The organism is Asticcacaulis sp. MM231, assembly GCF_964186625.1.
In the GTDB taxonomy this organism is placed as follows: Bacteria; Pseudomonadota; Alphaproteobacteria; order Caulobacterales; family Caulobacteraceae; genus Asticcacaulis.
The window spans coordinates 556,157-570,284 of the sequence record NZ_OZ075110.1 but is presented as its reverse complement, the minus strand read 5'-3'; the positions used below and the strand labels follow the sequence as shown (position 1 = coordinate 570,284).

Annotated in this window: 12 protein-coding genes; 5 read left to right on the top strand and 7 right to left on the bottom strand. The window is 54.6% G+C overall.

Annotated features, from left to right (window positions below):
- Positions 1-640: 640 nt before the first annotated feature.
- Positions 641-1,684 carry a family 43 glycosylhydrolase gene (locus tag ABQ278_RS21570; protein WP_349323051.1) on the bottom strand — a complete coding sequence of 348 codons (1,044 nt, stop codon included), beginning with the start codon at positions 1,682-1,684 and terminating at the stop codon, positions 641-643.
- 295 nt (positions 1,685-1,979) lie between these two features.
- Here ABQ278_RS21570 and ABQ278_RS21565 point away from each other — a divergent pair, with 295 nt between their 5' ends.
- Positions 1,980-2,189 (top strand): hypothetical protein, encoded by a 210-nt coding sequence (locus ABQ278_RS21565; protein ID WP_349323050.1) that lies wholly within the window; start codon positions 1,980-1,982, stop codon positions 2,187-2,189.
- Positions 2,190-2,205: 16 nt separating this feature from the next.
- Here the strand turns inward: ABQ278_RS21565 and iolB are convergent, their stop codons facing one another.
- The 6 genes from iolB to ABQ278_RS21535 form a co-directional block, all read right to left on the bottom strand.
- Positions 2,206-3,030: a 5-deoxy-glucuronate isomerase gene (iolB, locus tag ABQ278_RS21560; protein WP_349323049.1), complete on the bottom strand. Its 825-nt coding sequence runs from the start codon at positions 3,028-3,030 to the stop codon at positions 2,206-2,208.
- A complete protein-coding gene (gene iolE, locus ABQ278_RS21555) occupies positions 3,027-3,935 on the bottom strand; it encodes a myo-inosose-2 dehydratase (RefSeq protein ID WP_349323048.1) in 909 nt (302 codons plus the stop codon). Before iolE ends, iolB begins: the two co-directional genes overlap by 4 nt.
- Complete coding sequence (gene iolD, locus ABQ278_RS21550) at positions 3,932-5,776, bottom strand: 3D-(3,5/4)-trihydroxycyclohexane-1,2-dione acylhydrolase (decyclizing) (RefSeq protein ID WP_349323047.1); 1,845 nt, start codon at positions 5,774-5,776, stop codon at positions 3,932-3,934. Before iolD ends, iolE begins: the two co-directional genes overlap by 4 nt.
- A complete protein-coding gene (iolC, locus tag ABQ278_RS21545) occupies positions 5,773-7,713 on the bottom strand; it encodes a 5-dehydro-2-deoxygluconokinase (protein WP_349323046.1) in 1,941 nt (646 codons plus the stop codon). Before iolC ends, iolD begins: the two co-directional genes overlap by 4 nt.
- 195 nt (positions 7,714-7,908) lie before the next feature.
- The gene (locus ABQ278_RS21540; RefSeq protein WP_349323045.1) at positions 7,909-8,796 is read right to left on the bottom strand and encodes a MurR/RpiR family transcriptional regulator; all 888 of its coding nucleotides are present in this window, start codon (positions 8,794-8,796) and stop codon (positions 7,909-7,911) included.
- 110 nt (positions 8,797-8,906) lie between these two features.
- Positions 8,907-9,047 carry a hypothetical protein gene (locus tag ABQ278_RS21535; RefSeq protein WP_349323044.1) on the bottom strand — a complete coding sequence of 47 codons (141 nt, stop codon included), beginning with the start codon at positions 9,045-9,047 and terminating at the stop codon, positions 8,907-8,909.
- On the opposite strand from ABQ278_RS21535, the gene iolG reads away from it, so the two are divergent.
- From iolG to ABQ278_RS21515, 4 genes are read left to right on the top strand one after another with little or no spacing between them, the layout of a single operon-like run.
- Positions 9,046-10,032: an inositol 2-dehydrogenase gene (gene iolG / locus ABQ278_RS21530; protein WP_349323043.1), complete on the top strand. Its 987-nt coding sequence runs from the start codon at positions 9,046-9,048 to the stop codon at positions 10,030-10,032. The genes ABQ278_RS21535 and iolG overlap by 2 nt on opposite strands.
- 14 nt (positions 10,033-10,046) lie before the next feature.
- On the top strand, positions 10,047-11,471 hold the full coding sequence (locus ABQ278_RS21525; RefSeq protein ID WP_349323042.1) for an amino acid permease: 1,425 nt from the start codon (positions 10,047-10,049) through the stop codon (positions 11,469-11,471).
- Positions 11,468-12,400, top strand: a complete 933-nt coding sequence (locus ABQ278_RS21520) for a carbohydrate kinase family protein (RefSeq protein ID WP_349323041.1) — start codon at positions 11,468-11,470, stop codon at positions 12,398-12,400. The genes ABQ278_RS21525 and ABQ278_RS21520 overlap by 4 nt, the downstream gene beginning before the upstream one ends.
- Entirely contained in the window at positions 12,375-13,799 is a 1,425-nt protein-coding gene (locus ABQ278_RS21515; protein WP_349323040.1) for a 6-phospho-beta-glucosidase, read from the top strand. The genes ABQ278_RS21520 and ABQ278_RS21515 overlap by 26 nt, the downstream gene beginning before the upstream one ends.
- Positions 13,800-14,128: the final 329 nt, after the last annotated feature.

The window sequence follows — 14,128 nt, the reverse complement described above, 5'->3', positions numbered from 1 at the left end:
TGTTTCCTCCGTGATACGCACTATGAATTAATGCGTTTATTTTATGCCAGTTATGTCCGACAATATTATTTATTTTTCAAGAGCCAATCATTACAGAGAAGAGAAAATTTTCGATTGCTGGTAACATGTGTTCGAAAAGAGACATTTTTTCAGACGTTTTTCTCGCGTGAAACCGCGTGGCATTTCCACCAACATGCTGTAGAATATAAGTATATTTTATATGGAAGATACAGGTGGCCACCGAAAGCGTTTTACAGTTTGCAACAGGCGTCGCCTTATTGTGTCAATCATGATGACACCGCCGCGCGGCAGCCATCGCGGCTGAGCCAACCCACAGACAAATTGATTAAATGCGATTTATTGAGCGGATATAGACTGGTCACATGACCTTACGGGCATTAGATCGTGTTCCGATCATGCCGGATCATATCCGAAATCATAAGGTGGTTCCCGCCTGTGGATCGATGTCCAAAATGCCACCTGCAAGATTTTCGTTTCAACGCTATGATGGATGCACAGGCGTGTCCTGATCGGCGCCGATCAGACGTCGACGCCTCACAAAAAAACTTTGTGATCTAACAGCGACTGGATTTCACGCGCGTCCTGCTTTGGACGCCGCTTCACACATAGCCATCAATAGCTACGTGTCGGCAAGCGGCCCGATCGCGGCAGGTACGCCAAAATCTGGCACGCCATCTGCGCTATAACGGATGACCTGAATACGTGTGTGACGGTTAGGATCAAACAGCGGATCCCCCTTGATATCACGATAGTCACGGGCGTGATAAACCAACATATCGCGGCCTTTTTCATCGACGGCAAACCCGTTGTGACCTGGCCCCCAGATATTATGCTCAGGGGAACTCCTGAACACCGGCGCCGGCGATTTCGCCCATGAGGACGGCTCCATGATGTCCGCGTGTTCATTGGCCGTCAGCATACCCAGGCAATAGTTCGCATCCGTGGCTGAGGCCGAATAGGTCAGGAATAATCGCCCATGGCGCGCCAGAAGCGCCGGACCTTCATTGACCTTGTAGCCGATAATTTCCCATGGCAGCGTCGGTATCGACAACCGAACCGGTTTGGCCGCAAAGGTCGTAGGGCCGGCCAAGGGCGCCAGATAGATATTACTATTGGTATCAATGCCAGGTTCATGCTGAGCCCAGCACAGATACCGTACCCCTTTGTGAACAAAACTTGTCGCATCGAGATTGAAGCTATCCCATGGCGTTTCTAACGCCCCCAGAAACGCCCATTGGCCGCTGAGCGGATTTTTAGCGGAATTAGAGAGAACATAGGTTCGGATATGGAACTTGTCGTCACCATCACCCGCAGCGAAATATATGTGCCAACGGCCGTCAAACCAGTGCAGTTCCGGCGCCCAGATATAACCGGCCAGTTTGCCGCTTTCCGGGCGGCGCCAGACGAGGACCTCCTGAGCGTCTCGCAAGCCCGCCAGCGTCCTCGACCGTCGGATCACCAGTCGATCATATTCCGGTACCGAAGCCATCATATAATACCAGCCGTCATCATGCCGAAATATCTGAGCATCGGCGCGCTGACGTACCAGCGGATTAACGATTTTCACGCTGGCCGTGTCCGCCGCCCTAGCAGCTATCTCAGGCGTGATGAGACCAGTGCCGACAGTTGCAATAAGGAAACGGCGGCGTGAAAAAGTATTCATTTTCATTCTTACACGGACAAACTCTGGGCCTCAGATAATGTTATTCTCAAGCAGAGCGTCGTGTCCGTGTTCCCTGTATTTATTGTTCGCTATTGAACTCTTAAGACGTTTAGCAGCCAGCAATATAGTCAGACAAATAAAAATGACTAGGGCATTTCGCTTTTTTAAGACTCATTCAGCGCCGCGTCAAAGCCACGCTCCGGGACGGACGATGTGAGAGCACGTCAGTTAATACGTCAAGTGCCGCCAGATTGCCCCAACCGCGAACGCTTAGCCGGAGAAGTGGAGCGTTTTGTTGGTCGGTATTTCGACCTCATTCTCGCCGACAATTTTCAGATTCGGTAATCCAGAAATCGAATTCAGGAAAAACACGACAAGGGCCGTCACGATTGGCTTCCGACGCAACCGTTCCATCACCGAGATCCTGACCGGGTTGCTAAAAGCCGAGGCCGCTCATCGTCAGGTCGGCTTTGATTTGGCATATTGGCAAAGCCATACGCTATGACGCTTCCTCTGGTGCGTTAACGCACCGCAGATTGAGCCGAGTCTGAGAGCATCCATGCGTGATCACGATCATTGTGGAAAAGCCATGCCCTCGTTGGCCCTGCCATGACATTGAGATAATAAAGATCGTAGCCGTGAGCCGCGCTGACGGGGTGATAGCCCTCCGGCACCATCACCACGTCCTCATCCTCAACCAGAATCATTTCATCTAAGCGTCGGTCATCTGTATATACGCGCTGACAGGCAAACCCCTGTCGGGGATTGATGCGATGATAATAGGTCTCCTCCAGCGCCGTTTCATCTCCCGGTCTCGCGCTATCGTGTTTGTGAGGGGGATAACTCGACCAATGACCGCCGGGTGTAACAACCTCAACCACCAGCAGGCTAAAAGCGGGCTGATCTTCGGGCAAAATATTACGTACATATCGGGTATTGGTGCCCGTGCCTCGCACCTGGCGCACCATCTCGTCCTGCGAAATCGTCCGCGCTGAAAAGCCTGCGCTCCCGGGGGCTGTGCAGACGGCGAGTTCAACAGCACTTTCAGCCACCACCCTATATGGCTCATCCGGCGGCACATAGACGGCACCCGGGGCGACATCCTCGAATACGGTCTTGCGTCCCCCCACGCGACCGAAGTCTGTTTCCCGCACGGTGATATGCGCATCACCGCTCAAGACCACTAGACAAGCTTCACGACTGGCTTCCCGTCCACGATAAGTCTGGCCAGCCAGCAACTTCACCATACGAAAACCGACGTGTTTCCAACCTGCGGATTCAGGCGTGATATCAATCACAACGCCAAACTCGTCGCAAGGCGCTGATTTAACCTTCAGATGGCTCATGGGTTTAGGGCCAATTCCGAAAGGCCGGCGGCTTGTGACAGGTGCTTAAGGGTATCCAATCCCTTCTGCGCATACAATCGCGGATCTGCCCTTTTGGGATCCTGCTCCGCTTCAACAATAATCCATCCGTCGTAACCTATTTTGGCAAGGGCGCTAAAGAGGCGTGCGAAATCGATACTGCCATCTCCGGGTACGGTAAACATGCCTGCCAGCACCCCATTCAGAAAGCTGTCGGCCTGCCCCGCCGTCTCATCAAAGATGCTCTGGCGAATATCCTTGGCATGGACGTGTTGTATGCGATCGGCATGGTGTTCGATGACATCAAAAGGGTCAATGCCTCCCAGAACTGCATGGCCAGTATCGAGTGTTATGCCAACCTGTGGCCCGGTACAGGTAAAAAAAGCGGCCAGGTCGGCCTTATCCTGAACCACCGTCCCGAGATGATAGTGGTAAGCGCATTTCAACCCCTGCGCATAAATATAGTCAGCCACTTCCGTAAGCCGTTGACCGAACACGCGCCATTGCGCCTCAGTTAAATGCGGCCTCTCCTGCAAAGCTGTTTCACGCTGACCATGAATCGCATTGCTGGTTTCGGCAATGATAAACACTGAACAGTTCATAGCCTTAAGAAGGGCCAGATGGGGTTGCAGGGCCTCGATCTCTTCTTGCGCGGTACGCGTCAGGAGTGAAGCGCTATACCAGCCCCCCACGAGATCCAGACTGTACGTCTCCAAAAGAGGTTTCAGGCTTTCGGGCGCCTTAGGGAAGCGCCCTCCGAGTTCGATGCCAACAAAGCCAATCGCCTGGGCGTCTTGCAGAACCTGCTGCAAAGATGTCTCTGCCCCAAGTTCAGGCATGTCGTCATTAATCCAGGCGATAGGGCTGACCCCAAAGCGAATCGTCATTTGCGCTGTCTCCTCCTGATATGATTGATTTTTTTATCGTAGCGCCCGCGTGCTTCACGGACAGCCGCTGTTTGCGACACTTCCGCAATGGCCACATCCCACCACGCACCGCCCAGGGATGAGGATACATCCGGATCCGATTCGATAACAAGGACAGAGGTCAGGTCGCGCGCCTGCGCCTGGACAAGGGCTGCCTCAAATTCAGTGATCGTGGTGGCTTTTTCGGCATAGGCGCCAAGGCTGCGGGCATGGGCCACGAAATCAATCGCTGGCAACGTGCGGTGATAAGACTCTGTAAATCGATTGTTGAAGGGCTGGCTGCCTGTAGAGGTTTGTAGCCGGTGTATACAACCGTATCCCCCATTATCGATCAGAATGATGATAATTTTAATGCCCATCATCACCGCCGTGGCAATCTCGGCATTCATCATCAGGTAGCTTCCATCGCCTACCAGTACATAAACCTCGCGTTCGGGCGAAGCCATCTTGACGCCCACACCTCCGGCAATTTCATACCCCATGCAGGAATATCCATATTCCATATGGTATCCCCCCGACGTTTTGGTTCTCCAGACCTTTTGCATATCACCGGGGAGCCCCCCGGCGGCACCGACAACAACGGCATCATCACCGGCCTGACGCCACAGCGCCCCCAGAACCTGTGTTTCATTGGGCGGGCCTGAGACGGGTGGCAGCAAGGCTGAGTCTACGCTCGCCGTCCATGCACTACGAGCCGCCTGCAAGCTTTTAGAAGACGTCGCCACCCAACCGTCCAGGGCGGCGGATAAACCCTCCATAACCACCTTTGCGTCCCCAACTACCGTCTCGGCTGCAAACTTATGCGCGTCATATGCGGCGATATTAATCTGAATCAGTTTGGCATTGACCCCGAAAAGACCGGCTGATCCCGTCGTAAAGTCCTGCAACCGGGTACCGATTCCAACGATCAGATCCGCGTTTTGTACTGCGAGATTTGCGGCTTGTGATCCTGTCACGCCCAAGCCACCCAGATTGCACGGGTGATCCCAGGGTATGGCCCCCTTCCCGGCTTGCGTTTCTGCAAATGGCAAACCATGACGAAGCGCCAGATCCGATAGGGCTGTCTCCGCCAGAGCGTATTTTACACCCCCGCCTATGATCAAGACCGGCGACGTCGCCGCCTTAAGCCGAGACACCAGATTCGCCAGTTCAGCGGCATCGGGCGCCGGGCGGCGGATGCTCCATACCCGCTTGTCAAAAAAGCTGTCCGGATAGTCATACGCTTCTGCCTGGACATCCTGACAGAGACACAGCGTAACAGGGCCGCAGCGGGCAGGATCGGTCAGGGTGGACATCGCGCGCGGCAGGGCCGAGAGAATTTGCTCTGGACGGGTGATCTGATCAAAATAGGCAGACACAGGCCGAAAACAGGCATTGGCAGAAACGGTTGCGTCACCAAAGTCTTCGATCTGCTGCAGCACCGGATCGGGCCGGCGATTGGCGTAAACATCGCCAGGAAGAAAAAGAACGGGCAGGCGATTGATATGGGCCAGCGCCGCCGCCGTCACCATGTTTGTCGCACCAGGACCTATGGACGTCGTGCAGACGAAGGCCTGCCGGCGGGCTTTTTGTTTGGCGAAGGCGATCGCTGCATGGGCCATCGCCTGCTCATTATGCGCACGGTAGGTTGGCAAGGTTTCGCGCACGTCATAAAGCGCCTCGCCAAGTCCTGCCACATTGCCATGACCAAAGATGGCCCACACGCCCGCAAAATAGGGCAGCACCAAGCCATCTACGTCAACATATTGATTCGAAAGAAAGCGGACAATCGCCTGTGCCGCCGTTTGTCGGGTTGATGTCACGCTGCTGGCTCCAACACCTGGCGCGCTGTACGCCAGGCATGGACCAGATTAGACAGCTTTTGTGCCATGGCTGCAATCGCTTGTTCGTCACTTAAGCGATCACGGAACCACTCAACCGCGACATCGTGGAAGATGGTGCGACCGATAGCGAAGCCCTTGATACACGGATAGGCCGCCGCCACTCGAAACGCCTCAACCAGGCTCTCGGAGGGGGCCGACAGGCCAAGCAGAACAACCCCATGGCAGAGCGGATCGCAGTCTTGAATAACGGCAGAGATATTATCCCATGCGACCTGGCTGACGGCGGGCTCAAGCTTCCACCAGTCGGGTTTTATACCGATCTCATAAAGACGTCGCATGGCACGCGCCACTGTATCATCTCCGGCCTCAATATCCGTCGGCAGAATCACCTCAAGGATCAGCTCGTGGCCAGTCTGTCGGCAGGCGTCAAACAGACGTAAAACTTGCGCCTCTTGTGCCGCCTGCAGAACCGGATCGTCATCAGGATGATAATAGATCAGGCATTTGACGACCTGGTTGCTCGGCCAGCGCAAGATTTCCATGCCAACATCGGCCGAAGACTCAAATGTCAGCGGGCGGGATTTCGGGGTCTCTATCGGCCTACCGATCCAGTAGCCCAGCTTCGCAGCCTCATCCAGGGCCACCGAACCATATCGGCTATCCAGTAAAACACCGAAGCCCGGAGCGCCCTTTGCCGTCGCATGCAGGGCTTTTACGGCGAGTTGCTTGAAGTCCGAAATGCGCTCAGCCCCCACAGCCAGTTCTGCAGCGATCTCCTCAAACTGATCGCGGTGGTCGATCGCCAGGACGGTCAATTCGTCATATTTTGATCGTCGGGTGCTCGCCCAGTGTATGTGGTCGAGTTGCGCCTGCGCTTCAGGTGGCAAGGGATAGGTTGCGGCTGACATAAAATACGTCAGTTCGTCCTGCGTCGGCATGGCCGGAGAGCAGCCGTGACGGGAGACAACGATGGCCCCACACGCATTCCCCCATAAACCACAGGTATAAAGGTCTTGCCCCGTAAGCCACGCCTTCAGAAAGCCGGCTGCAAAAGCATCCCCCGCCCCCAAAACATTGAGTACATCGACAGCAAACCCCGGCACATCTATGCGACGCTCCGGCGCTCCGGACAAGATTGTGCACCCCTTGGCGCCCGTCTTCACGACGATCAGAGCCTGTGTCAGCGCACGTATGGCGTCGAGTGCAAGACCGATATCATCGCGGCCGCCCAAAATACGAATCTCGTCCTCGGTGCCAATAATGACATCGCAAAGCGCAGCCACACTCTGCAGGGTTTGGGTGACAGAACCTTCCTCGATGTAACGCAGCTCACCATTGTCTTTCGGCAGAAGGTTCCAAAGGACAGGCCGGTAATCAATGTCAAAAATCAGCTTGCCGCCTGCTTCGCGTATCAGGCGCGCCGCCTCCAGACTGGCTTGACGCGGCTGATCACGCGACAGATGTGTGCCATTTATCAAAAGCGCGCGTGCAGATCCAATCCAGGCAGCGTCAAGATGATCAGATTGGAGCGCCATATCCGCGCAGTTTTCGCGGTAGAATATCAGTGGGAACGTGTCTTTGTTGACGATACCTAAGAGAACAAGCGCCGTCAGGCGCTCCTGATCTGTCGTCACGCCTTGGGTATCAATGTTTTCTTGAACGAGTTGTTCAAGAATGAAGCGCCCCATATGGTCAGCACCAACCCGGGTGATGAGGCCGGACCTTAGTCCAAGGCGTGAGGCGCCTATAGCTGTATTGGTGGGGCTGCCCCCAACATATTTAGCGAAAGAGGACATATCCTCCAGACGACCGCCGATCTGTTGACCATAAAGGTCAACGCTGGAACGCCCCAGCGTAATAAGGTCGAGGTCTTTGTTAGACACATAGGTGGTAGGTGACCGCTCTGTACTGTCCATTTGGCTTCCTCGTTCCCTCAATCCGCCTTATCGCCCCGACCTGTTCCTGACGGCGACCATCGAAGGTCTTTGTCACGAGGGTCGCAATAAAGGTGGCGGTCTCAGGCATCATGCCATCGCCACTAAGAACTATATTTTCTATTTTTTTTCATTTTGCAATTATCATTTCATTGCCGCGATCATTTTATACTATAATCACAAGCCGTCGGCTTCGGCTGAGGCGAAGGCGTAGCCAACAACCAAGGTTTGCCCAAGGCATAAAGACGCCGTCAGAGAACGGAAAGCGCGCACCTCAGATTCACGCACCTGGAAGGCCTGGACAGACATACGGGCAATAGGATTGACGATAGAATCCGTGATCGAAATAATCGGTGCGCCGTTCTGATGGGCGATCTCGGCGCAGGCCAGAGTCTCTTCGGCGCTAGGTTGGTAGCTGACGGCCAGCATGATATCGACCGGCCGAATGGTGCGGGTTTGCGACTGGGAAAAACCACCAACACCTTCAATAAATATGGTGGGCTTGCCCATTTTCTGAAAGGAATAGGCCAGATAGGCCGCGACAGGAAACGCCCGGCGAAACCCTACGATGTAAAGGGTATCAGCGGCAATGATCCGCGCGACGGCCGCCGATACGTCATCCGCGCTCGTCGTTTCTTTCAGATTCTGCAAGGAGAGGCTGTCAGCATCGACATATTCAGCCAATATATCAGCCCCTCCTGTGGAACTGGCCTGTCCGACTTTTTTGTTGAACTGACGGACCCGCTCGCCGTAACCTAGCGTCATGTTGCTGGCAAGAAGCCCGTCACGGATCACTTTTTGCATCTGACTGGCGCCAGAATAGCCGAGCGCCTTTGCAAAGCGAACAATAGCGGACGGCTGGACGCCTGAGCGCTCAGAAAAGACAGCCAGTGTTTCAAAGGCTAATTCTTCCGGGCGATCCAGAACGTAACTGGCAATCTGTTTCATCCGTTTGCTGAACGAGTTGTGCATAGCCATCACCTGCGCCTTGAGATCCGCGCTGGTCTGGGGAGGCGACATTTTTTTGGGGGCGATTTTGGCTGTCTCAGCCGTGCCTGACTTCATGGCTAATCCTTAGAATGGTCCTGCTTAGAGGTAATTTCTTCTGGCATACCATACAATAATAGATTGAACATTGGCATAAGTTGGTTGCCGGAATATTTTTCCATGTTGACTTATTTTGGAATATTTGTTCCAAATAATGCAATTGTTTTTTTGCCCATGCCTGTCTTGCCGTTTTGAGGGTTAGGTAGCCGGACTTTTTCGTTTAAATCTTTGGTTTGCACCCACCCCTTAACCTCAGAGCTGCTGATCATGTTAGATATCGCCATTTTAGGAGCCGGCCGGATTGGCCGAATACATGCTAAAAATATTGCTGCCCACGCCAAAATGCGTGTGAAGGCGATCGTCGATCCCGTGCCAGACTCTGCCCAAGCTCTCGCCTATCAGGTCGGGGCAGACATTCTGAGCTTGGACGCGGTTTTAAGCGACCCCGGGATAGCGGGTGTCGTGGTGGCCAGCCCCACGGATCAGCACCTGGACCATACGCGCCAGGCGCTGGCCGCAGGCAAGGCTGTCATGTGTGAAAAGCCTCTCGATCTCGATCTGACCGCGGCGCTCGGCGCTGCAGAGGTCATGAGTGGCGACAACGTCCCCCTTCTTCTGGGTTTTAACCGTCGCTTTGACAGGCATTTCTCTACACTTAAGCAACACATCCTAGACGGGCGTATTGGCAGCCTGGAATCCTTGCTGATCGTCAGTCACGATCCATCCCCCCCACCCGTCTCTTATATCAAGGTGTCCGGGGGGCTGTTTAAGGACATGGCGATCCACGATTTTGATATGGCTCGCTTTCTGCTCGACGAAGAACCCGTTGAGGTTTTCGCAACCACCGCCTGTCTGATCGATCCGGCGATAGGGAGCGCTGGGGATTTCGATACGGCGCGCACCGTACTCAAAACGGCTTCCGGCAAGATGTGCGTCATAAGCAACTCACGTCGCTCTGGTTATGGCTATGATCAACGTATCGAAGCCTATGGATCAAAAGGCCTGCTTAAAGCTGACAATCTGACCGAAACCACTGTATCGCACTGGGGTCAGGATGGCGCTCAGGCAGACACCTTCCAGAACTTTTTTCTGTCGCGTTACGCCGACGCCTATCGCGCCGAAGCCGATCATTTTGCCGACATTATCACCGGCGCCTCAAAACCACGCGTCGGCTATCAGGACGCGATTCGCGCCCTCGCCTTGGCTGAGGCCGCGGCCCGTTCAGCGACAACCGGTCAGGTTGTACATCTCTAAAAGGACAAACTGGTATGGCAGCCCCTCCCCCCGTCATCCCCGCCGACATCACGGTGGCGGCTACGTTAAAGCCACGCCGCGAATTGGGATTCTGGGGCGCCCTGTCAGCCAATATGCTCAACATGGTGGGTATTGGTCCCTTCATTACGATCCCCCTCGCCTTGGGAGCCATGGGTGGACCACAAGCCCTGATCGGCTGGATTCTGGGCGCTGTCATATCCCTTAGCGATGGTTTTGTGTGGGCCGAGCTTGGCGCCGCCATGCCGCATTCAGGCGGCTCCTATCAATATTTGCGTCGCCTGTTTGACGAAAAAAAGCTCGGCAACATGTTCGGCTTTTTGTTCTTGTGGCAATCTCTCATGAATGGCCCGCTTAATGTTGCCGCTGGCGCCGTCGGCTTTGTGAGTTATCTCAGTTATCTTTTTCCGCAGCTTAAGGCCACGACCCTGACGCTGTGCGCAGCCGCTCTTTGCCTTTTGAACACATGGCTCCTGTATCGCAACATCCGTAAGATACAGATCATTTCTCTCATCACGACCGCCATCGTGGTCGTTTCCTTGCTATGGATCATCTTCGCCGGCATGACCCATTTCGATGCCCGCATCGCCTTTGATTTTCCGCCCGGCGCCTTCAACATGACCACGGGCTTCCTCATGGGATTGGGTTCGACAACCTTGATCGCGGTCTATGATTACGGCGGATACAGCAATGTGTGTATGCTGGCCGGTGAAGTCAAACAGCCCCGCAAGGTTATTCCGCGATCAATCCTCTGGGCCATCGTCCTGATCGCCTTACTGTATTGTGGCCTGAACCTGTCCATCCTGGGTGTCGTACCCTGGCGCGAAGCCATGGTGTCGAAGGCGGTCGTGGCGGACTTCATGGCCCACCTCTACGGCCGCACCGGCGGCATTATTGTCGCCATCTTGATCATGATCGCGGGATGGGGCTCGGCCTATGTCGTTTTGCTGGGGTATTCACGCATTCCGTATGCCGCCGCGCTTGAAGGAAAATTTTTCAAAATCTTTGCGGCCGTGCATCCCAAGGGCCACTTCCCAACGGTCTCTTTGGTTGTCATGGGTGTTGCCTCAGCGATCGCCTGCTTTCTGTCCCTGAACGCCCTCATTTCGGTTCTTATCGTGGTCCAGACTCTCTTTCAGTATAGTTTCCAGTGCCTGGCCGTCATTCTACGGCGCAAGCAGCTACAGGAGCAATTCCAACAGGATTACCACCTGAGTGGAACCGGCACGGATGCCAAACCCTACAAGATGCCACTCTTCCCGATACCGGCTTTGATCTCACTTGCGGGCTGGATCTATATCGTCACGACCTCCAAGCTGATCTATATCTTTATGGGCATGGGCTTGTTTGCCATCGGCGCAGCGATTTTCCTCGGCTTGGCTTTCCATCAGAAAGACTGGCCCTTTGAGGCAAAGTCATGAAAGCGCTGGATGTAACGGTTGTAGGCGAAATCTATCTCGACCATGTGTTCAGCGGGTTCGCCCGCTGGCCTCGCCCGGGTGAAGAGGTGCTGACAGACGCCTACACCAAGGAACTCGGTGGCGGCGCGGCTACGACCGCCTGCGGTCTGGCCCGGATCGGCCGCTCCGTCTCCCTGATGGGCCTTATGGGTAGCAGCGACACACAGTGGATTTATAACCGACTGAACACATTCGGCGTACTCCATGACAGCCTGCTTGCGATGGAGGGCGCCACAGGCGTGACCGTGAGTGTATCGACCCTTCAGGATCGTAGTTTCTTTACCCACACAGGCCTGAACCGCGACCTCGGGGCACACTTGATGTCTGATCAGGCCGTGGGGCATATGACACGTGCGCGTCATGTCCATTTTTCCATGCCTCTGAGCCGTGAGGTGGCTGAACACATGTTGCCACGCCTAAAATCGGCGAACTGCACCACGTCACTGGACGTGGGCTATCAACCTGAGTGGCTGGGCGATCCGGTGAACGCCGCCACACTGCGCGAGATAGATCATTTCCTGCCTAACGAGAAAGAAGCCGAGCTGTTGTGTGGTCAGGCCAGCGAAGACAGCTACTTCAGCCGCACAAAAGCCTTAGGCCTGAGGGCCACCACATTAAAACTGGGAGCACGCGGCGCTATGACGGAATACGCCGGCCAACGCTATCATGCGCACCCGCCCATCGTTAAGGCCATCGACACCACGGGGGCGGGCGACGCGTTCAATGTCGGTTTTATTGACGGACTTCTGGACGACTGTACGCCCCTTGTCCGCCTGCAGCGCGCTTGCATAAGCGGCGCCCTATCCACGCAATCCGCAGGCGCCCTGAACGGGTTGCCGCCACTTTCTATGTACAGGAGTTTTTATGACCAAACCTACGAACGGGCTTAACGGCAAAGTATCCCTGATTGGTGGAGGCGGCATTCGAACACCTCTTGTTATTTTCGGCATTAATGACATTGCCCAAAACCTGGGTATCCGGGAAATGGCGCTTTATGATCCCGACGAAAACCGGGTTCAGCTCATGGCGGCTCTGGGGCGGGCTATCGTCGCCCGCGAAGGGGGCACACTCAAGATCACTGTCGCCGACAAGATAGAGGCCGCTGTCGAGGGTTGCGACTACATCATGAATTCCATCCGTGTAGGCGGCATCACGTCGCGTGCCGCGGACGAACTGGCGGCGATTAAAAACAATTATCCGGGCCAGGAAACCACCGGCCCCGCCGGCGCGGCGATGGCACTGCGGACCGTGCCCGTTGTTCTCGAACAAGCGCGTATTGTTGAAAAATATGCCCCTGAAGGCTGGATAGTCTCCTTCACCAATCCGGCCGGACTCATCACTCAGGCCTTGTCCACCCATACGAACGCCAAGGTCGTTGGCATATGCGACACGCCGACAGAACTGATGCATCACATTGCCAGGGCCTTGGGCGCCCGCCATGATGAGGTGCATTGCGAATATATAGGCCTCAATCATCTCGGTTGGATTCGCAAAATCCGCCTGCGCGGCGAGGACATCACCGCCCAGGTTCTGGCGGATGATGCGCTTCTGGCCAGTTTTTATCATGTCCCCTTATTTGACGGCGATATGATACGCCAGTTGGGCCTCATCCCGACAGAGTACCTTTATTTCTATTATAATCGTCGCAAGGCGCTGGATAAGCAAAAGATGCATGGTGGAAGCCGCGGTGCCGAGGTTGAAAAACTCAATGAATCGCTACTGAAAGCCCTGGATGCAGAACTGCGCGCCGGCTCCAATCAAGACGCGATCGCCACCTATGCCGCCTATCTCAACCGACGGTCAGGATCTTACATGCGCCTCGAAGCCAAGGGCGGCTCGGCTTTTGACGCTGAGGCAACCTTTGATGAAGATCCCTTCCGTGTTGCCAGCGGATACCATAAGATAGCGATGGATGTGATTACAGCGCTGAGCTCTGAGGCGCCTTCTCGCATCATAGTCAACACGCGCAATAATGGCACCTTGAGCGATCTAGCCGCTGCTGACATTATCGAAACCCCCTGTCAGGTGAGCCGAAACTCTATCATCCCAGAACCGCTGGGTCGTTTGCCGGACGAGGTCAAAGGTTTGGTCCATGCCGTCAAAGCCTATGAGCGGGCAGCCATTAAATCAGCCATGACAGCCGCCGACCATCAAGACAACGCCCTTTCCCATCCTCTGGCCAGGCTGATCGCTCGCAAAGCCTTCCTGCTGCACCCGGCGATTGGCGATTGGGAAGCCTCTGATCCCCTTTTGCATGACCTTTTGGATCCGACCTGCATCCACTGTTAGTGCCTCTCGCCGGCTGGGATTTTTTGTGTCCTTTCTGCATCATTTCTAACAATTTCAGATAACCTTGCGCAGAACTGCGCAAGGTTATTTTATTTTATCGTTATTAATCAACATATTAAAGCTACCCTTAGCCTTCGGAATATTTTGAAATAAAAATAAATTATTTTGACTTTATGAAATTTTTATTCCAACTTTCAGACACAGTCTTGACTCTCAGGATGTCAAACATACGCAACCCGCCAAACCGGCACCTCGACGAAACGACCTTCGTTTCGCCAAGTTTATCAACCTGGCCCCGAGAGATCTGGACACGTCACCTATGTGGGTCG